Annotated in this window: 18 protein-coding genes; 6 read left to right on the forward strand and 12 right to left on the reverse strand. The window is 45.2% G+C overall.

Annotated elements, in window-relative coordinates:
* Positions 1–17 precede the first annotated feature (17 nt).
* Positions 18–707: a phosphate regulon transcriptional regulator PhoB gene (phoB, locus tag AC6R16_RS04045; RefSeq protein WP_004747931.1), complete on the reverse strand. Its 690-nt coding sequence runs from the start codon at positions 705–707 to the stop codon at positions 18–20.
* A 217-nt stretch (positions 708–924) separates the two neighbouring features.
* On the opposite strand from phoB, the gene rdgC reads away from it, so the two are divergent.
* From rdgC to AC6R16_RS04060, 3 genes are all read left to right on the forward strand, one after another.
* Positions 925–1,839 (forward strand): recombination-associated protein RdgC, encoded by a 915-nt coding sequence (gene rdgC, locus AC6R16_RS04050; RefSeq protein ID WP_004747930.1) that lies wholly within the window; start codon positions 925–927, stop codon positions 1,837–1,839.
* 160 nt (positions 1,840–1,999) lie between these two features.
* A complete protein-coding gene (gene trhP, locus AC6R16_RS04055) occupies positions 2,000–3,397 on the forward strand; it encodes a prephenate-dependent tRNA uridine(34) hydroxylase TrhP (RefSeq protein ID WP_004747929.1) in 1,398 nt (465 codons plus the stop codon).
* A gap of 3 nt (positions 3,398–3,400) precedes the next feature.
* The gene (locus AC6R16_RS04060; protein ID WP_004747928.1) at positions 3,401–3,655 is read left to right on the forward strand and encodes a YfhL family 4Fe-4S dicluster ferredoxin; all 255 of its coding nucleotides are present in this window, start codon (positions 3,401–3,403) and stop codon (positions 3,653–3,655) included.
* Positions 3,656–3,668: 13 nt separating this feature from the next.
* Here the strand turns inward: AC6R16_RS04060 and mepA are convergent, their stop codons facing one another.
* Both mepA and AC6R16_RS04070 read right to left on the reverse strand, forming a co-directional pair.
* Positions 3,669–4,529: a penicillin-insensitive murein endopeptidase gene (mepA, locus tag AC6R16_RS04065; RefSeq protein ID WP_500673685.1), complete on the reverse strand. Its 861-nt coding sequence runs from the start codon at positions 4,527–4,529 to the stop codon at positions 3,669–3,671.
* 25 nt (positions 4,530–4,554) lie between these two features.
* Positions 4,555–4,887 carry a DUF1904 domain-containing protein gene (locus AC6R16_RS04070; RefSeq protein WP_171382638.1) on the reverse strand — a complete coding sequence of 111 codons (333 nt, stop codon included), beginning with the start codon at positions 4,885–4,887 and terminating at the stop codon, positions 4,555–4,557.
* A gap of 195 nt (positions 4,888–5,082) precedes the next feature.
* On the opposite strand from AC6R16_RS04070, the gene AC6R16_RS04075 reads away from it, so the two are divergent.
* Positions 5,083–6,027: an ABC transporter substrate-binding protein gene (locus AC6R16_RS04075; protein ID WP_500673686.1), complete on the forward strand. Its 945-nt coding sequence runs from the start codon at positions 5,083–5,085 to the stop codon at positions 6,025–6,027.
* A gap of 35 nt (positions 6,028–6,062) precedes the next feature.
* Here AC6R16_RS04075 and AC6R16_RS04080 read toward each other — a convergent pair whose 3' ends face one another.
* From AC6R16_RS04080 to queA, 6 genes are all read right to left on the reverse strand, one after another.
* Entirely contained in the window at positions 6,063–6,584 is a 522-nt protein-coding gene (locus AC6R16_RS04080; protein ID WP_500673687.1) for a hypothetical protein, read from the reverse strand.
* Between the two features lie 115 nt (positions 6,585–6,699).
* Positions 6,700–7,647, reverse strand: coding sequence for a protein translocase subunit SecF (gene secF / locus AC6R16_RS04085; RefSeq protein ID WP_171322180.1), 948 nt, complete (start codon positions 7,645–7,647; stop codon positions 6,700–6,702).
* A gap of 9 nt (positions 7,648–7,656) precedes the next feature.
* On the reverse strand, positions 7,657–9,513 hold the full coding sequence (secD, locus tag AC6R16_RS04090) for a protein translocase subunit SecD (protein WP_004747919.1): 1,857 nt from the start codon (positions 9,511–9,513) through the stop codon (positions 7,657–7,659).
* 21 nt (positions 9,514–9,534) lie between these two features.
* Positions 9,535–9,864, reverse strand: coding sequence for a preprotein translocase subunit YajC (gene yajC / locus AC6R16_RS04095; protein WP_004747918.1), 330 nt, complete (start codon positions 9,862–9,864; stop codon positions 9,535–9,537).
* Between the two features lie 174 nt (positions 9,865–10,038).
* Positions 10,039–11,175, reverse strand: a complete 1,137-nt coding sequence (tgt, locus tag AC6R16_RS04100) for a tRNA guanosine(34) transglycosylase Tgt (RefSeq protein ID WP_500639419.1) — start codon at positions 11,173–11,175, stop codon at positions 10,039–10,041.
* Between the two features lie 253 nt (positions 11,176–11,428).
* Positions 11,429–12,481, reverse strand: coding sequence for a tRNA preQ1(34) S-adenosylmethionine ribosyltransferase-isomerase QueA (queA, locus tag AC6R16_RS04105; RefSeq protein ID WP_500673688.1), 1,053 nt, complete (start codon positions 12,479–12,481; stop codon positions 11,429–11,431).
* Between the two features lie 411 nt (positions 12,482–12,892).
* On the opposite strand from queA, the gene AC6R16_RS04110 reads away from it, so the two are divergent.
* Positions 12,893–13,333: a CBS domain-containing protein gene (locus AC6R16_RS04110; RefSeq protein ID WP_004747910.1), complete on the forward strand. Its 441-nt coding sequence runs from the start codon at positions 12,893–12,895 to the stop codon at positions 13,331–13,333.
* Between the two features lie 123 nt (positions 13,334–13,456).
* Here AC6R16_RS04110 and aceA read toward each other — a convergent pair whose 3' ends face one another.
* From aceA to AC6R16_RS04125, 3 genes are all read right to left on the reverse strand, one after another.
* Positions 13,457–14,770, reverse strand: coding sequence for an isocitrate lyase (gene aceA / locus AC6R16_RS04115; RefSeq protein WP_494505763.1), 1,314 nt, complete (start codon positions 14,768–14,770; stop codon positions 13,457–13,459).
* Between the two features lie 128 nt (positions 14,771–14,898).
* Positions 14,899–16,545 (reverse strand): malate synthase A, encoded by a 1,647-nt coding sequence (gene aceB / locus AC6R16_RS04120; RefSeq protein WP_500673689.1) that lies wholly within the window; start codon positions 16,543–16,545, stop codon positions 14,899–14,901.
* 662 nt (positions 16,546–17,207) lie between these two features.
* Positions 17,208–18,113: a hydrogen peroxide-inducible genes activator gene (locus AC6R16_RS04125; RefSeq protein ID WP_500673690.1), complete on the reverse strand. Its 906-nt coding sequence runs from the start codon at positions 18,111–18,113 to the stop codon at positions 17,208–17,210.
* Between the two features lie 199 nt (positions 18,114–18,312).
* Between AC6R16_RS04125 and AC6R16_RS04130 the strand changes: the two genes are divergently transcribed.
* Positions 18,313–18,921 carry a peroxiredoxin gene (locus tag AC6R16_RS04130; protein WP_019274128.1) on the forward strand — a complete coding sequence of 203 codons (609 nt, stop codon included), beginning with the start codon at positions 18,313–18,315 and terminating at the stop codon, positions 18,919–18,921.
* Positions 18,922–18,976 lie beyond the last annotated feature (55 nt).

Raw genomic sequence — 18,976 nt, forward strand, 5'->3', positions numbered from 1 at the left:
CCAAATGGTATTGCTTGTTACGCTTTCGTCGAGAATCGGTAGCCTGCACCACGAACTGTCTGAATCAGTTTGTCATGCCCTGCTGCCTCTAGCGCTTTACGCAAGCGACGAATATGTACATCCACTGTGCGGTCTTCAACATAAACGTTGGTTCCCCAAACATTGTTCAGCAGTTGCTCACGGCTATATACGCGCTCTTGATGCGTCATAAAGAAGTGCAGCATTTTGAACTCAGTTGGGCCCATATCTAACGCTTCATCGTTAGCCGTAACACGGTGTGAAACTGGGTCTAGTTTAAGGCCTTGAACGTCAATCACGTCTTCTAGCGCGGTTGGTGTCACACGACGAATCACAGCTTTTAAGCGAGCCACAAGCTCTTTAGGTGAGAATGGCTTGGTAATGTAGTCGTCAGCGCCGACTTCAAGTCCACGGACTTTGTCTTCTTCTTCACCACGCGCTGTTAACATCACAACAGGAATGTTGCGTGTCAGCTCTTCACGCTTCATATGTTTAATAAAATTGATACCGCTGCCACCAGGTAGCATCCAATCTAGTAGCACTAGATCTGGGAAGGGTTCAGCCAGTTTAGTTACCGCACTGTCGTAATCTTCCGCTTCCACCGCTTGGTAACCTTTCTGTTCAAGAACAAAGCAAAGCATTTCGCGAATTGGTGCTTCGTCTTCAACAACCAGAATCCTTCTAGACATAATCGCATAACCTTATGTTAATTGAGTTTTCTCATGATTAAGGCAGTTCTGCCGCCTCTTGATGCATAGGCATTATTACTAGCAATTATGACACTTTTGTGACCTTTGAAAACAAATTTTCATATAACTTTCATCCCACTATTGTGTGTTTGCAGTAAGACAAGCGCGACAAAAGTCTTTATGATTGGCTGCTAATTTAAAGGTATAGAGAAAGAGTATGTGGTTTAAAAACTGTCTGGTATATCGTTTTAACCGTGAAATCGAGTTCAACGCAGATCAGCTTGAGAAACAATTAGCTGAGTTTCGTTTTACCCCGTGTGGCAGCCAAGATAAGCAGAAATTTGGCTGGGTTACCGCCATGGGCAAGCATGGTGACATGATGACTCACGTCTCTGAAAACCGCATCCTTATCTGCGCTAAGAAAGAAGAAAAAATGCTACCTGCGTCAGTCATTAAAGATTCTTTGAATGCCAAGGTAGAGGCTCTTGAAGCGCAAGAAGGTCGCCCTCTTAAAAAGAAAGAAAAAGATAACCTCAAAGAAGATATTGTGATGGATTTGCTTCCGCGCGCCTTTAGCCGTAGCAACCACACTTATGTGCTTATCCTGCCTAAAGAAGGTTTTATCTTAGTCGATGCGAGCAGCTTCAAAAAAGCGGAAGATGTTTTAGCCCTACTACGTAAGACGATGGGCAGCTTACCTGTGGTTCCTGCTATCCCAGAGAAAGCGGTAGAAACAACCCTTACTGAGTGGGTGAAAACGGGTGAGACGCCAGTTGGCATTCAAATGCTTGATGAAGCCGAGCTAAAATCAGTGCTTGAAGAAGGCGGTGTGATTCGCTGTAAGAAGCAAGAGCTGACAGCAGACGAGATCCGCAGCCATATTGATGCTGATAAAGTCGTGACAAAACTGGCCTTATGGTGGCAAGAGCGTATTGAGTTCATCTTAGCTGAAGATGGTAGCATCAAACGCTTGAAGTTCTCTGATGAGCTTAAAGACCAAAATGATGATATTCCACGTGAAGATCAAGCAGCGCGCTTTGACGCTGATTTCTCTCTACTGTGTGGCGAGCTAAGCGCATTCCTACCTAACCTGTACGAATGCTTAGGTGGTTTACCTCACCCTAACGCTTAATACCTCCTAGGTGCTCGACCTATTCGGGCACCTTTTGCATTTCCCCAACTTAGTTATGGACTTTTTCCTAGTCACAGGTCACATTTTGGCGTAAAATTTGCGCCCCCGATCCCATCTGGTGGAATCGGCCTGACTTGAGATCAGATTAAGAGAATTACACATGACTGAGAAAGCATTCGTACCTGAGCTACTGTCACCAGCAGGTAGCCTGAAAAACATGCGTTACGCATTTGCCTACGGCGCAGACGCGGTATACGCAGGCCAACCTCGTTACAGCCTTCGCGTACGTAACAACGAGTTCAACCACGAAAACCTAAAGATTGGTATCGACGAAGCTCATGCCCTTGGCAAGAAGCTTTACGTGGTTTGTAACATCCAACCGCACAACTCTAAGCTAAAAACCTTCATCCGCGACCTTAAACCTGTGGTTGAAATGGGCCCAGACGCACTAATCATGTCTGATCCTGGTTTAATCATGATGGTTCGTGAAGCCTTCCCTGAAATGCCAATTCACCTGTCGGTACAGGCGAACGCGGTAAACTGGGCAACAGTGAAATTCTGGGCGGCAAACGGCGTTGAGCGCGTGATTGTTTCTCGTGAGCTTTCTCTGGAAGAGATCGAAGAAATTCGCGAGCACTGTCCTGAAACTGAACTCGAAGTGTTCGTTCACGGTGCTCTATGTATGGCTTACTCTGGTCGTTGCCTACTTTCTGGCTACATCAACAAACGTGACCCTAACCAAGGTACATGTACCAATGCATGTCGTTGGGAATACAAGGTTGAAGAAGGCAAAGAAAACGACACTGGCGACATCGTTGAGAAGTTCGACCCAGCACAAGCGCAAGCAGTTGAAGTTCAAGACGAGCGTCCTGAAACAACGATTGGTCGTGGTAAGCCAACTGATGAAGTAGTTCTGCTTTCTGAAGCACACCGTCCAGAAGAGAAGATGGCAGCTTACGAAGATGAGCACGGCACTTACATCATGAACTCAAAAGACTTGCGTGCAATCCAACACGTTGAGCGCTTGACTAAGATGGGTGTTCACTCACTCAAGATTGAAGGCCGTACTAAGTCTTTCTACTACTGTGCTCGTACAGCGCAAGTTTACCGTAAAGCGATCGATGATGCGGTAGCAGGCAAGCCATTTGATGAGAGCCTGATGACCACTCTAGAAAGCCTAGCTCACCGTGGCTACACAGAAGGCTTCCTACGCCGTCACACTCATGACGCTTACCAAAACTACGACTACGGTTACTCAGTTTCTGACGCTCAGCAATTTGTCGGTGAATTCACAGGCAAACGCCGTGGTGACCTTGCTGAAGTTGAAGTGAAAAACAAATTCGTTGTTGGTGATAGCCTTGAGCTAATGACACCAAAAGGCAACGTGATCTTCACACTTGAAGCGATGGAAAACCGCAAGTCAGAGAAGATTGAGGACGCAAAAGGAAACGGCCACTTCGTATTCATTCCAGTTCCAGAAGATATGGACCTAGAATACGGCCTATTAATGCGTAACCTAAACTCAGGTCAGGATACCCGTAACCCAACTGGTAAATAAGCAATGGCGTTACTGATTACCGACAAGTGCATCAACTGCGATATGTGTGACCCAGAGTGCCCAAACGGCGCAATTACTATGGGTGATACTATCTTTGAGATCGATCCAGATCTCTGCACTGAGTGTAAAGGTCACTATGAAAAGCCAACATGTCAGTCTGTGTGTCCAATAACTAAATGCATCATCACAGATCCAAACCACGTTGAAACCGATGAAGAACTGCTCGAAAAGTTCGTCATTATTCAAGGTTTAGCTTAATTGAAAACGCCGCTCATCGAGCGGCGTTTTTGTTGAGTAGTTGCTGACATTGTTGGTGCATCACTTTAGCTGGTTTCTTTTTCGGTTTGCTATTCGAAACTTTGGGAACGGCGGGTTTAGGTTGAGGTTTCCAACTCGCTAACTCAGCACCACACCCATCCCCAAAGGGCGGCGAAGCTTGAGGCTTACAATTGGCACTTCCTTCGGGGCACTGCAATCGTACGTGCATATGATAGTGATGCCCCCACCAAGGGCGAACCTTACGCAGCCACTCTCTATCACTTTCACCTTCACTAGAACACAACTTTTCTTTAATCACAGGGTGAACAAATATCCGTGCTACCTGTTCATCACTGGCCGCCATTTTGATCAGCTGAAAATGGCGACTGTCCCAGCTTTTCTTTAACAATTGATACTGTTTTAGATTCACCACACTAACAGGCGTTGGCTGTTCTAGATCTGTTGGCGACAGCGGAGAGTCAGCCAAGCGCAGCCAAATATCAATATCAAGGCCAGTTTGATGACTAGAATGACCGCTAGAAAAACGCCCACCTTGTGGCAAAGACATATCACCAATCAGTAGCCTGGTATTGAGCTTATCTTTGGTCAGGCTAGCCAGTCTCTGAATGAAACTCACTGCATTAGGGTGACCATAGTAGCGCGCTCTTTGGCTGCGGATAACTTGGTAGCCCTTCCCTTCGAGCGGTAAAGCCGCAGCACCCGCTAAACAGCCGTTAGCATAGCTGCCAATGGCTTGAGGAGCTTGCTGTGAAGGGGTTTGAATCTGCTCCCAGGGAGTCGCATGAGCGGTCGCTGGGATCAAGCCTAGTAAGGATAAGAACGCCGCTATCGTCATCGCGATTGTGTTTCTCATCCTTACCTCACTCATTTATGCTCTTTTAATAGTGCTGACCATTATCATAGTAGCCACTTGCATCCAGTGCTGTGAAGATTACCGCGACATCGACATCTTCACCGATCATGCCACGTACTTGATGCGTAATGATCTTAGCCACTTCATCTTGTGTCTCTTGCCCACGGTTGAACCACAATACTTCGACAAACGGATACGCTTGGTTGACTTCACCTTCATGATAAAAAGTGCTGTAGATGTACTCAAAAGTAAAATCCTCACGCGGACAGTCCATATGTGGCTGTAGCTCATCGATCAGCGATTTTGATAGTGTCTGGACCGTTTGCGGCTCTACTGCTCTAAAACGTAAATGTGGCATTACTTGCTTCCTATTATTTTATTTTTATTCATCATAACAAGTTATTCATTAATGTCTCTCTAAATGATCACCCTATGTTTCAGTCTCGTATTTCTCTTCAATAGTGCAATTACTACTTAGTTGTCCATTAGCACTATGCTTACTGATAGAAGATAGAAAACACCGTGTCTTCAGTTTTTAAGGGAGAATTTCTTGATGGTCAGAGGATTACGTCGATTAATGGTACTGTGCTTGATCAGTTTCAGTTTCAGTTCTCATAGCTCATCTCAAGATTGTATTGGTGTGGTTCCTGCTGGCTCAGTTCATGACTTTTGGATGTCAGTCAAAGCAGGCAGTGAAAAAGCAGCGCAAGAGCTAGGGTTAGCCATTTATTTTCGCGGTCCAAAGGACGAGTCCGACATTGATGCTCAGCGTATGATCATTGACCAAGTGGTAAAAAATAGATGTATCGGTCTATTGCTCGCTCCCAACTCTGCAGACAGAGCCGACGACGTTGCACGGCTCAAACAACTCAACATTCCAACCGTCTATATAGACAGAGATGCAGGGGTTTCAGATGTCATTAGTGTTATAGCAACGGATAACTACCACGCCGGTTTTCTAGCCGGGAAAAAAATGGCAAAAAGACTTGGCAATCAAGGCAAGGTCGCTCTGTTAAGAATGGAAAAAGGCGTGGTATCAACAGACGACCGTGAGCAAGGCTTTGAAGATGGCGCGACATCGTCTGGGTTAATGATTGTTGAAGACCGTTACTTAGGACTAAAGATTGGTGACGCGCGCAAAAATGCCAAAGAAATCCTTGCCGGCAAAATCCAACAACTTGATGGTATCTTCACACCGAATGAATCTACAACTGTCGCTGTATTAATCGCTTTAGGATCACTCAAAACACCGACAGATTTAGTTCACATTGGCTTCGACTCAAACAAAATTCTTGTAGAGGCCCTATCGGATGGTCGAATTTATGGACTCGTAATACAACAACCCTATGAGATGGGCTATCGAGGTGTTTACGCTTTGTATCAGACTTTTCTCGGTAATCCTTTTCCTAAAAACATTCCGACAGATAGTATCTTCGCCACTCAAGCGAATATGGACCAACCTAAGGTACGTAAAGCACTGTTAATGAAGTACCGATAAGAAAACGGTTGTTAAGACAACTCCAGCTTTGCAAATCAGTTTTCACTTGGTTGAATGCGACGCTGAGTAAGTGTCAACGAGACTAACTCACCGTCACTTTTTAGCTGGGTATGCCAAACTCGACTTTGCCAATCAAGTGTTCGTTCAGCGCTAGAGGGGTAGCGATTAAGAAACAGAATTAGAGCCTTGTCCGCTTCAGCAAGCGACGACTCTTTTACCGCTGAGGCAACATCAAACTCTACGCCTTCAATCTTTACTCTAAGCAGTTCAAAGCCATCTTGGCGCAGGTGCAGTTGTAATTGAGAAAGTAAGTGAGGTGAGTATTCAGCAAACAACTCCACAGTAAAGCTCTGCTCGGTAACTTGCGCTTCGGCAATAAAGCTCTCTCGATAGTAATACACCTCATCAGCACACCAACGTTGCTCCTCACAGTGCATCCACGATGATTGAATCGTCGCTTTCAACTCATCGCCCGTATCCTCTGATATGACTAAGGTGTTCGCCCATAGTGTTGAACTCAGCAGCGCAGAGATTAAAAAAGCAAAACAACGGTTCATTGGTTTTCCTTATACCAATCGGATGAAAGAGGTGATCAGATAGTTATTCTGGTTTGTATTAAAACAATAAAGCCGCTGAGATTCAGCGGCTTTCGTATAGCGAGTTTGATGTGCCTTATGGCATCTCGTCGAACTCTGCACCTTCTTTTTCTACTTGAGGTGGCATTAGGTGTTCTTTGGTAATACCCAGTTTCAATGCTAGCGCCGAAGCCACGTAGATTGATGAGTAAGTACCTACCGTAATACCCAATAGAAGTGCGGTCGCGAAGCCGTGAATCATAGCACCACCCTGGGTAAACAGAGCGATAACTACGAACAAGGTTGTACCCGAAGTAATCAATGTACGACTCAATGTTTGTGTAATTGAGTTGTTCATGATCTCAGCAGGCTCGCCTTTACGCATCTTACGGAAGTTTTCACGGATGCGGTCGAATACAACGATGGTATCGTTGAGCGAGTAACCAACAACGGTTAATAGCGCCGCGACGATCGTCAGGTCAACTTCGATTTGTAGCAGTGAGAAGATTCCTAGCGTAATGATAACGTCATGAGTCAGAGCCATTACCGCACCCGCTGCCAAACGCCACTCAAATCGCACCGATACGTAGATCAAGATACAGATAAGAGAAACAAGGATCGCAAGACCACCCGCTTCTGTTAGCTCATCACCGACGTTCGGACCAACGAACTCAATACGACGCATCTCAACGCTTTCACCTGTACCATCTTTGATAGCATCTAGGATCTGGTTGCCCAGTGTTTCACCGGCAACATCTTCACGTGGACGCAGACGCACCATAACGTCACGAGCACTACCAAAGTTCTGTACTGTCGCATCACCGAAGCCTTTCGCTTCTAAAGCACTACGAATATCTTCAAGGTTAGCTGGTTGCTCAAAACCGACTTCGATCAAGGTACCGCCAGTAAAGTCTAGACCCCAGTTCAACCATTTAGTCGATAGAGTAAAGATTGACGCACCAATCATTAGGATTGAGAAAACAAATGCCAGCTTTGACCAACGCATAAAGTCGATCGTTTTGTCTGTTTTCAATAACTGAAACATAATACTTCCCTAGATCGACAATTTGTTGATTCGTTTACCGCCGTACAATAGGTTCACGATACAACGTGTACCAATAATGGCTGTAAACATTGAGGTCAAGATACCGATAGATAGCGTCACTGCGAAGCCTTTAATCGCACCTGTACCCACTGCAAATAGAATAATCGCAGTGATAAGCGTAGTGATGTTCGCATCAGCAATGGTACTAAACGCATTCGCGTAACCTTGGTGAATCGCTTGTTGAGGATTACGACCTTCACGCAGCTCTTCACGAATACGCTCAAAGATAAGTACGTTGGCATCAACCGCCATACCCACCGTTAGAACGATACCGGCAATACCGGGTAGCGTCATCGTCGCACCAGGGATCATCGACATGATACCGATGATAAGTACGATGTTGGCAATCAAGGCACAGTTAGCAAAAATACCAAACTTACGGTAGTAAACTAGACAGAAAAGCATCACCGCAACCAGACCAAAGATACACGCTTGAATACCCATATCGATGTTCTGCTGACCCATAGAAGGACCAATAGTACGCTCTTCAACGATAGAGATAGGTGCAATCAGAGCACCTGCGCGTAGTAGAAGCGCGAGGTTATGTGCTTCTGAAGCTGAATCAATACCTGTGATACGGAAGTTACGACCAAGAGCAGATTGAATCGTTGCTTGGTTGATCACTTCTTCATGCTTAGTCAGAATCACTCGACCATCAGGCGTTTTACGGCCGCTATCTTTGTACTCTGCAAACACGGTAGCCATTAGCTTACCAATGTTCTTTTTCGAGAACGCAGACATCTTGTTACCACCTTCGCTATCTAGCGAGATGTTAACTTGCGGACGACCATATTCATCAACACTTGAGCTTGCATCCGTAATGCTTGAACCACCTAGAATGACGCGCTTTTTAAGCACAACTGGGCGACCATCACGGTCTTGCTTGATCTCACTGCCTGCTGGCGCACGGCCATTTGCTGCAGCTGCTAGATCCGCTTTCGAATCCACTTCACGGAACTCAAGCGTCGCTGTCGCACCAAGAATTTCTTTAGCGCGCGCAGTGTCTTGCACACCCGGAAGCTCAACAACAATGCGGCTTGCGCCTTGGCGTTGTACAAGCGGCTCAGCAACACCTAGTTCGTTTACACGATTACGTAGGATGGTGATGTTCTGCTCAACAGCGTAGTTACGAATTTCAGTTAGGCGTTGCTCAGTAAAGGTTGCGGTTAACGCGTAGCGGCCATCAGAGTCTGATTCAGTGAAGATCATATCTGGGTGGTTTTGCTTTAGAATGCGCTCAGCATCCGCTAACTGTTCTTCGTTACGAAGCAGTACTTCAACGGCATCTTTACCTGAAGGGCGAATAGCACGGTAACGAATTTTCTCTTCACGAAGTTCGCTGCGGAAAGCTTCTTCTTGCTGACCAACTAGCTTTTCCATTGCAGCGTCCATATCCACTTCCATCAAGAAGTGAACACCACCACGCAGGTCAAGACCAAGCTTCATTGGTGCAGCACCAATAGACTCTAGCCAGTCTGGTGTTGCAGGAGCAAGGTTAAGAGCAACAATTTTATCGCTGCCAAGCGCTTCGTTGATAATATCGCGAGCACTGATTTGCGTGTCAGTGTCGTTAAAACGTACGAGAATAGATCCATTTTCGAGAGCAATGGATTTATGAGATAAGCCCTGTTCATCAAGAGCTTTAGTGACAGAATCCAGCGTTGACATATCTACAGAGGCGCCACGCGCCCCTGTAACTTGAATAGCCGGATCTTCACCGTAGATATTTGGAAGTGCATACAATGCAGCAATGGCGATGGCAAACACCACCATTAGGTACTTCCACATAGGATAGCGGTTTAGCACAGCGAGGATCCTCTAGCTGTTTTATAGAGACTTAAGCGTACCTTTTGGTAGCACTGCAGTAACGAAATCTTTCTTGATCACAACTTCGTTATTTGTGTTCAGCTCGATAGAGATGTAGTCGTTGTCTTCTGCGATTTTAGTAATTTTACCTACTAGACCACCGCTTGTTAGAACTTCATCACCTTTGCCCATCGAAGACATTAGGCTCTTGTGCTCTTTTACACGCTTAGCTTGTGGACGGTAGATCATGAAGTAGAAGATCACCGCGAACATACCTAGCATGATTAGCATTTCAAAACCGCCGCCTGCTGGAGCGCCTTCTGCTGCTGCGTGAGCTTGAGAAATAAACATTAAAAAGTCCTCTATTATTTTTTATTAATATCCAAGTTGGGCTTTCGCATTTTAGTTTCAAGTCTGAGAGTGACTAATAGAGATCGCTCTCTCAAAAATAACCTGCGTTCGCCTACTTTATTAGCAAAAGCCTCTGGCACAATGCCAAAGGCTTTAATTTTTTAAATCGGTCAATTACTGCTCTTTTGCTAGTGGTGGTACTTCACGACCACGACGCTCATAGAACTCAGTAACAAACTCATCGAAACGATCTTCATCAATCGCTTTACGAATACTTTCCATTAGACGCTGGTAGTAGCGCAGGTTGTGAATCGTGTTTAGGCGAGCACCTAAAATTTCGTTACAACGCTCTAAGTGGTGAAGGTACGACTTGCTGTAGTTCTGACAAGTGTAACAGTCACAGTGTGGATCTAATGGCGTTGTATCTGTTTTATGTTTCGCATTACGGATCTTGATCACACCACCAGTCACAAATAGGTGGCCGTTACGTGCGTTACGCGTTGGCATTACACAGTCAAACATGTCGATACCGCGACGTACACCTTCTACTAAATCTTCTGGTTTGCCAACACCCATTAGGTAACGAGGTTTGTCTTCCGGAAGTTGTGGACAAGTGTGCTCAAGAATGCGGTGCATGTCTTCTTTAGGCTCACCGACTGCAAGGCCGCCAACCGCATAACCGTCAAAACCGATATCCGTTAGACCTTTAACCGATACATCACGCAAGTCTTCATAAACACCGCCCTGAACGATACCAAATAGGTTGTTCGGGTTTTCTAGCTTATCGAAGTGGTCGCGTGAACGTTGTGCCCAACGCAGTGACATCTCCATCGATTTTTTCGCTTCTTCGTGTGTCGCTGGGTATGGCGTACACTCGTCGAAAATCATCACGATGTCTGAACCTAGGTCTTTTTGGATTTCCATCGACTTTTCAGCGTCCATGAAAATCTTGTCACCGTTTACAGGGTTACGGAAATGTACGCCTTGCTCTGTGATGGTACGCATTTTACCTAGACTGAATACCTGGAAACCGCCTGAATCGGTAAGAATAGGACCGTGCCAGTTCATAAAATCGTGCAGGTCACCGTGCATTTTCATCACTTCTTGACCCGGGCGTAACCATAGGTGGAAAGTGTTACCAAGAAGAATTTCAGCACCCGTGCCTTTTACTTCTTCTGGCGTCATGCCTTTCACAGTACCGTACGTACCTACTGGCATAAATGCAGGGGTTTGAACTGTGCCACGTTCGAAGGTCAGTTGACCACGACGTGCAACACCGTCTTTTTTCTTAAGATCGAATTTTAACTTCACGAAGCCTCCGGTTGTCAGAGAAACAGTCTGACATTAAGTTCAGAGCTTTAAGCTCTATGAGGAGCGGTCGCTTTCCATGCGAGATACAAACCAATTTTTTGGTATGCGTCCTAGCCTACTGCTAGCACTCGTAAACAATAAATTATAAAAAAGCTTACTAGCAAAATATTACGCTTTAAGAGCAAGAAAAAAGCGCGGAGCTTACGGATGTAAGTGAGCACTTTTGACGCTGCTATTGAAGCGTAAGATACAGCTAGTCAGTTTTTTTCTTGATGAACATTGAATCGCCATATGAGAAGAAACGGTAGTTATTCTCTACAGCATGTTTATAAGCGTTCATCGTATTTTCATAACCAGCAAATGCACTCACCAACATAATCAGTGTCGACTCTGGCAAGTGGAAGTTAGTGATTAAACAATCGACTAACTGGTACTCATAACCTGGATAGATAAAGATTTCAGTGTCATCAAAGAAAGGAACGAGCTCAGTGCCTTTCTTGATTGCATCTTGCGCAGCACTTTCTAGCGAGCGAACGGATGTGGTGCCTACCGCGATGATGCGACCGCCACGCGCTTTGGCAGCGTTGATCGCCTCTACCACCTGTTGCGGTACTTCAACATATTCCGCATGCATATGGTGATCGTTGATGTTATCGACTTTTACTGGCTGGAACGTACCCGCGCCAACGTGAAGTGTCACGTAAGCGAGCTCTGCACCTTTTGCTTTGATTTTTTCGATTAAAGGCTCATCAAAGTGCAAACCTGCTGTTGGCGCCGCAACAGCACCCGGTTTTTCATTGTAAACCGTTTGGTAACGCTCTTTATCTGAATCTTCGTCAGGGCGGTCAATATATGGTGGAAGAGGCATATGACCAATCTCTTCCAATACCGTCAACACGTTCTGGTCAGAATTAAATTTCAGTTCAAACAGTGCATCATGGCGTGCCACCATTTGTGCCGAATACTCGTCGTTCTCACCAATAAAAATGGTTGAACCCGGCTTAGGAGATTTAGAACAGCGCACGTGGGCCAGAATGCTCTTTTCATCCAGCACTCGCTCAACAAGCACCTCAAGCTTACCGCCGGATTCTTTACGACCAAACAGTCGTGCTGGAATCACGCGCGTGTTATTGAAAACCACTAGGTCACCCGCTTGTACTTGATCCAGTACGTCGGTGAAGGTGCCATCATTAAGCTCACCGCTATTTCCATCAAGTTGAAGCAGACGGCTAGCAGTACGTTCAGGCTGAGGGTAACGAGCAATCAGCTCATCAGGTAAGTCAAAGTGGAAATCAGATACTTGCATGTTACTAAATCTTTTGTCGTGGTTTATCTTGTCGTGATGGAAGTCGAACTGATTCTGTCACAAACAGACGACGAGTTTTTCGCAGCCGACTAGTATATTCTGCGCACGCGCAATAGCAAGGAAAGAGATGTGAATTATTGTAATCAGATTCGAATTTCGTGCGAATGAAAACGCTTTGTAGGCAATGCTTCTGAGCCGTTGCTGGAAGCTGTTCATATTTCGCTACAGCTTTTTCTAAAAATCGGAATAAAAACCCAACTAGCTCTCAATATCCAGTCGCAAAAGTTACTATATTAAAGGTATACCTAAGTAGCTTTCGTCGATATCGACAGTGGGTAGATGACAAAGATTAGAGGTACTGCCAAAGCAAAGGTTACTTAGTTATAAACAACAATAACTCAGGAGGCAGCCATGATTAAAATCGAAGACATGATGACGCGTAATCCGCATACCTTGCTACGCTCACATAACCTTGCCGATGCAAAACACACCATGGAAGCACTAGATATTCGCCATGTTCCTATCGTCGACGCGAACAAGTGTTTGCTTGGCGTGGTTTCTCAACGTGACGTATTGGCCGCTCAAGAATCGAGCTTGCAAAAAATTCCAGAAAATCAATCTTTCACTCTCGATACACCGCTATATGAAGTCATGAAAACGGGTGTCATGACCGTTTCTCCACAAGCAGGATTAAAAGAGAGTGCGATCTACATGCAGAAACATAAGGTAGGCTGCTTACCCGTAGTAGAAAAAGGCCACTTAGTCGGAATTATCACTGACAGCGATTTTGTTGCTATCGCTATCAACTTACTTGAGCTTCAAGAAGAAGTTGAACCAGAAGAAGTAGAATAAAAAAAGAGCGGTCTGCACCGCTCAAAGCATGTCAAAGTTTATGCTTAACAGAATACCAATTCCCAAATTTAGCGAGTTAAAGCCTGCATTTTTAACTCGCTAGTTAGGAATAGTGGCTAGGGATTAAAATTGGTCTTCTTCGGTAGAACCTGTCAGAGCCGTCACTGAAGAGTTACCACCTTGAATGGTGTTGGTCATCTTATCAAAGTAACCTGTACCTACTTCTTGTTGGTGAGCTACGAAGGTGTAACCTTTTTCAGCCGCTTGGAACTCAGGACGCTGTACTTTCTCAACGTAGTGGCGCATACCTTCACCTTGCGCGTAGTCGTGCGCTAGTTCAAACATGTTGAACCACATGTTGTGGATACCCGCTAGCGTAATGAACTGGTACTTGTAGCCCATATCTGACAGCTCTTGTTGGAACTTCGCGATGGTTTCAGCATCTAGGTTCTTCTCCCAGTTAAATGAAGGAGAACAGTTGTATGCCAATAGCTGATCAGGGTATTCAGCATGAATCGCTTCGGCAAACTTACGTGCTTCTTCCAGACAAGGTGTTGCCGTTTCACACCAGATAAGGTCTGCGTATGGTGCGTAAGCTAGGCCGCGAGCGATTGCTTGGTCAATACCTGCACGAACTCGGTAGAAACCTTCTTGAGTACGCTCACCTTGAATGAAATCTGCATCGTATGGATCGCAGTCTGAAGTGATTAGGTCTGCAGCGTTCGCATCTGTACGCGCAATCACGAGTGTTGTTGTGCCTGATACGTCTGCCGCTAGACGCGCTGCTACTAGTTTTTGTACCGCTTCTTGAGTTGGTACAAGAACTTTACCACCCATATGGCCACATTTTTTCACTGATGCTAGCTGATCTTCAAAGTGTACGCCTGCCGCGCCCGCATCGATCATCGACTTCATCAGCTCGTATGCGTTAAGTACACCACCAAAGCCTGCTTCTGCATCCGCTACGATTGGTAGGAAGTAGTCAATACCCCCTTCATCCGCTGGCGATTTACCGTTAGACCATTGGATTTGGTCAGCGCGACGGAATGAGTTGTTAATACGCTTAACCACTGAAGGGACAGAATCCACTGGGTATAGAGATTGGTCAGGGTACATGGTAGATGCAGTGTTGTTATCTGCCGCTACCTGCCAACCTGATAGATAAATTGCCTCGATACCCGCTTTTGCTTGCTGCACCGCTTGACCACCGGTTAGAGCACCTAAACAGTTTACGTAACCTTTTTTCGCGTCACCGTTGACCAGTGACCATAGCTTGTCTGCACCACGTTGAGCGATAGTGTTGGCAGGCACCATTGAACCACGTAGTTCTACGACTTCTTCAGCTGTGTAAGGGCGTTTAACATTTTTCCAGCGTGGATTAGTAGCCCAGTCTTTTTCCAAAGCTTCGATTTGTTGGCGGCGAGTTAAGTTAGTCATCGGTCTATCCCTCTTTTGATGAGCGCTTCTTATATGGGTAAATGGGCGCTATGTTTCTTTTATCCTTGGCAGTACATCCATCTCTGCCTTAGAACATTCACGTTATTGTTGAGTTGTTATTGGTTTACTTAGTCCAAGAAGTCATATCCTGGGACGGTTAAGAAATTGGTCAGTTCATCACTGGTGGTAAGCTTAGCCATTAGCTCGGCGGCTTGTTCAAATCGACCTGAGTCATAACGCTCTTGGCCAATCTCACTTTTCACCACTTCTATCTCTTCTGTTAGGTACTGCTCGAATAGTGGTTTGGTCACGGTTTGCCCGTTATCAAGTGATTTACCGTGTTGAATCCATTGCCAGATAGAAGCGCGAGAGATTTCTGCTGTCGCGGCATCTTCCATCAAGCCATAGATAGGCACACAGCCGTTACCAGATATCCAAGCTTCAATGTATTGCAGCGCAACACGGATATTGTGACGCATGCCTTGCTCAGTAATCGCTCCGTCACACGGTGCCAGCAGATCTTCTGCCGTAACGGGGGCATCTTGGTTTCGAGAGACATTGAGCTGGTTAGTACGCTCTCCTAGAGCTTGGTCAAACACCACCAGCGCTGTGTCGGCAAGGCCCGGGTGCGCAACCCAAGTGCCATCATGGCCATTGCTCGCTTCCAGTGACTTATCGTTATAAACCTTATCGAGCACTTGCTGATTGGTTTGTGGGTCTTTCGCTGGGATAAAGGCGGCCATCCCTCCCATAGCGAAAGCACCACGCTTGTGACACGTTCGAACAAGTAAACGCGAGTATGCATTTAGGAACGGCTTGTCCATGGTCACCACCTGACGATCCGGCAGCACGCGATCGGGGTGTCTTTTTAGGGTTTTAATGTAGCTAAAGATGTAGTCCCAGCGGCCACAGTTTAGACCTACGATATGCTCTTTAAGAGAGAACAAAATTTCATCCATCTCAAATACCGCAGGGAGCGTTTCTATCAATACCGTTGCTTTGATAGTGCCAGTGTCTAAACCAAAGTAGTCCTCAGTAAAGTGGAATACGTCGCTCCACCATTTCGCTTCGTGATGAGACTGCAACTTAGGAAGATAAAAATATGGGCCGCTGCCTTTTTTCAACAAGCTGGTGTAGTTGTTGTAAAAGTAAAGCGCAAAGTCAAACAGCGCCCCCGGGATAATCTGACCGTTAAATGTCACGTGTTTTTCTTTTAGATGTAGACCACGTACACGGCAGATTAAAACGGCTGGATCTTGTTCCAGCTCATAGTGCTTACCATTAACCGGATTGGTGTAACTGATGTCGCCATTTACCGCATCGCGCAGGTTAATTTGACCATCAAGTACCTTATCCCAAGCGGGAGCCAAAGAGTCTTCAAAATCTGCCATGAACACTTTTACGTTAGCATTCAGTGCATTAATCACCATTTTGCGGTCAGTTGGACCTGTGATTTCAACACGGCGATCTTGCAGATCTTTTGGAATCCCTTGGATCTTCCAGCTTCCTTCTCTGATATCTAGCGTATCTTCAAGGAAATCCGGCAATTCGCCAGCGTCAATGCGCGCTTGCTTCTCTTCACGAGTAGCCAGTAGCTCATCAACTCGGCCAGCAAACTTGTCACACAGCAGAGACAAAAAGGTTTGGGCTTCAACAGGGAAAATCGCCTGATGCTCTGGTGAAAGGGTACCAGTGACATCAAGCATGCCTTCGGTTAGTAGGGTTTCTTGGGCTTCTACTGTTGTTTTTTCTCTATCTGGTGTGTTGGCAAGCATAATTTCTTCCTTAACTATCCAGAGTGTTGAAACTGGGTGCTGTTCACTCACCTTTAATCTGTTTCTGTCACTCGGGTATTGCTTGGTCTATATAAAGTTACATTTGTAACTATCAAACAACAATCAAACATCCACATTGACCATCACTTGATTGATTTTTTTGTTTCGTTGGTTGTTAGATTGACTGAGCCTAACTTGCTTTTCAATCTAGACATAAGTCTTACAAGACCTGCATTTAAACTATACCAACATCCGTTAGAGTAAAAGTCCTAAAGTAAACAAATCGTTAAATTCAAAGTTTTATTCGGTCAGCTCCAAGCTATTGATTTCGATCACCAAAATGTAAGTAGTTACGTAATTTAATTACAGTAAAATTACACCTGTAAAACCGTTTCAAACGGACGTTTGATTATTAGTAATAGAAAGGAAACCTAGCGATAACTGGGCTTTTAGAGGATATGCAACGAAGAGATCAAACAGAGGAAATTTGACCAGTTGTAAAATTCACAGTGTGAAATTTCACAATTTAATGAAAGCTTCATCAAGATTTCTTTGTGAAATTTTACAAGTTAAAGTTCACCAACAGAATAAAATGCTAAAAAGCGCACTAAAACTAGTGCGCTTTTTACGGAATATTGAGAGTTAATGGCTACTACTTATCGCTAAAGTAGCTCTGACACGACATCTGCTAATTGATTAAAAGTATTCACACGTGACGAACTTGGTCGCCATACGAGCCCGATATGGCGATGAGCCTGTTGCCCAGGCGCGTCGACGACGACCAAATTCTGGTTTTCAATCAAGCCATGATCAATCGCCATTTGCGGAATAAACGTCGTGCCCATGCCGTTTGCCACCATTTGAACTAGCGTGTGCAAGCTAGTGGCAGAAAACGGATTGATCTTTTCTTTATCGGTTAACTGACAAGCCGATACCGCATGCTCGGTTAAACAGTGCTCTTTCTCTAATAGAAAGACGAACTCATTTGGCAAGTCAGCATATTTAATCGGTGTCTGGATCGCATCGGCTTGGTTTTGACTGATGATCATCCGGAAAGGGTCATTTCCGACAATTCGGCTGTCCATTCCGGCAATCTCGACCGGTAAGGCCAAAATCAGCACATCAAGCTCACCGTGACGAAGCGCATCTAATAAATTAGTGGTGGTGTCTTCTCTTAATAGAAGGTTGAGTTGCGGGAAGCGCTGGTTCACTTCCTGAACTAAATCGCACAATAAGAAAGGAGCAATCGTTGGAATACAGCCAACTCGAAGTTGACCTTCCATTTCATCCCCTTGGCACAGACGCCCGAGTTCAACTAAGTCTTGCCCTTTAGCCAGTAGCTCTCGCCCTTGCTGGACAACGAGTTCTCCTGCCTGAGTAAAAACCAGTGGGCTCTTCTTATCTTTCTTTTCATAGAGAGGACAACCAATCAGCTCTTCGAGATTTTGGATACCTTTACTTAAGGTTGACTGGCTAACAAAACACTTTTCAGCAGCATCGCTAAAATGACGTGTTTCATACAAAGTGATTAGATAGTGTAACTGCTTGAGGCTAGGCCACTTATTCATAGATTTGTTTATTACTTCTGACTAGATATTGACCAAGTTAATAAAAACTAATTTATCGCTTTTTTCGATTAACTTAATCTATTTAATTCGCTTTTTTACATACTACAATGTGTACTATAGTTTGTCGCGTACAAACACGGACCAAACCAAAAACACTTATCTTGGTTTGGAACTAACCATATATTTTAGGAGCAAAAAAATGGTACTAGTAGGTCGTCAAGCCCCAGATTTTACTGCTGCAGCTGTTCTAGGTAACGGTGAAATCGTTGATAACTTCAACTTTGCAGAGTTCACTAAAGGTAAGAAAGCCGTTGTTTTCTTCTACCCACTAGATTTCACTTTCGTTTGCCCATCTGAGCTAATCGCTTTCGACAACCGCCTAGCTGATTTCCAAGCTAAAGGTGTTGAAGTAATCGGTGTTTCTATCGATTCTCAGTTCTCTCACAACGCATGGCGTAACACTGCTATCGAAGATGGCGGTATCGGTCAAGTTAAGTACCCACTAGTTGCTGACGTTAAGCACGAAATCTGTAAAGCATACGACGTTGAGCACCCAGAAGCAGGCGTAGCTTTCCGTGGTTCTTTCCTAATCGACGAAGAAGGCGTTGTACGTCACCAAGTAGTTAACGACCTACCACTAGGCCGTAACATCGACGAAATGCTACGCATGGTTGACGCTCTAAACTTCCACCAGAAGAACGGTGAAGTATGTCCTGCACAGTGGGAAGAAGGTAAAGCAGGTATGGACGCATCTCCAAAAGGTGTTGCAGCGTTCCTATCTGAGCACGCAGAAGACCTAAGCAAGTAATTACTTGCTTCACATACCCAAGCTCACGGGTATGAACGGTTGGTAGTATAAAGCT

The organism is Vibrio sp. R10-SG3-ISO10, assembly GCF_059834185.1.

Bases quoted from the DNA above. Each gene is read 5' to 3' on its own strand.
- aceA (WP_494505763.1), bottom strand. From the start codon at position 14,770: ATGACTAACTTAACTCGCCGCCAACAAATCGAAGCTTTGGAAAAAGAC.
- phoB (WP_004747931.1), bottom strand. From the start codon at position 707: ATGTCTAGAAGGATTCTGGTTGTTGAAGACGAAGCACCAATTCGCGAA.
- AC6R16_RS04125 (WP_500673690.1), bottom strand. From the start codon at position 18,113: ATGAATAAGTGGCCTAGCCTCAAGCAGTTACACTATCTAATCACTTTG.
- AC6R16_RS04130 (WP_019274128.1), top strand. From the start codon at position 18,313: ATGGTACTAGTAGGTCGTCAAGCCCCAGATTTTACTGCTGCAGCTGTT.
- AC6R16_RS04070 (WP_171382638.1), bottom strand. From the start codon at position 4,887: ATGCCACATTTACGTTTTAGAGCAGTAGAGCCGCAAACGGTCCAGACA.
- mepA (WP_500673685.1), bottom strand. From the start codon at position 4,529: ATGAGAAACACAATCGCGATGACGATAGCGGCGTTCTTATCCTTACTA.
- AC6R16_RS04075 (WP_500673686.1), top strand. From the start codon at position 5,083: ATGGTCAGAGGATTACGTCGATTAATGGTACTGTGCTTGATCAGTTTC.
- rdgC (WP_004747930.1), top strand. From the start codon at position 925: ATGTGGTTTAAAAACTGTCTGGTATATCGTTTTAACCGTGAAATCGAG.
- AC6R16_RS04060 (WP_004747928.1), top strand. From the start codon at position 3,401: ATGGCGTTACTGATTACCGACAAGTGCATCAACTGCGATATGTGTGAC.
- AC6R16_RS04080 (WP_500673687.1), bottom strand. From the start codon at position 6,584: ATGAACCGTTGTTTTGCTTTTTTAATCTCTGCGCTGCTGAGTTCAACA.
- trhP (WP_004747929.1), top strand. From the start codon at position 2,000: ATGACTGAGAAAGCATTCGTACCTGAGCTACTGTCACCAGCAGGTAGC.
- AC6R16_RS04110 (WP_004747910.1), top strand. From the start codon at position 12,893: ATGATTAAAATCGAAGACATGATGACGCGTAATCCGCATACCTTGCTA.
- yajC (WP_004747918.1), bottom strand. From the start codon at position 9,864: ATGTTTATTTCTCAAGCTCACGCAGCAGCAGAAGGCGCTCCAGCAGGC.
- queA (WP_500673688.1), bottom strand. From the start codon at position 12,481: ATGCAAGTATCTGATTTCCACTTTGACTTACCTGATGAGCTGATTGCT.
- aceB (WP_500673689.1), bottom strand. From the start codon at position 16,545: ATGCTTGCCAACACACCAGATAGAGAAAAAACAACAGTAGAAGCCCAA.
- secF (WP_171322180.1), bottom strand. From the start codon at position 7,647: ATGTTTCAGTTATTGAAAACAGACAAAACGATCGACTTTATGCGTTGG.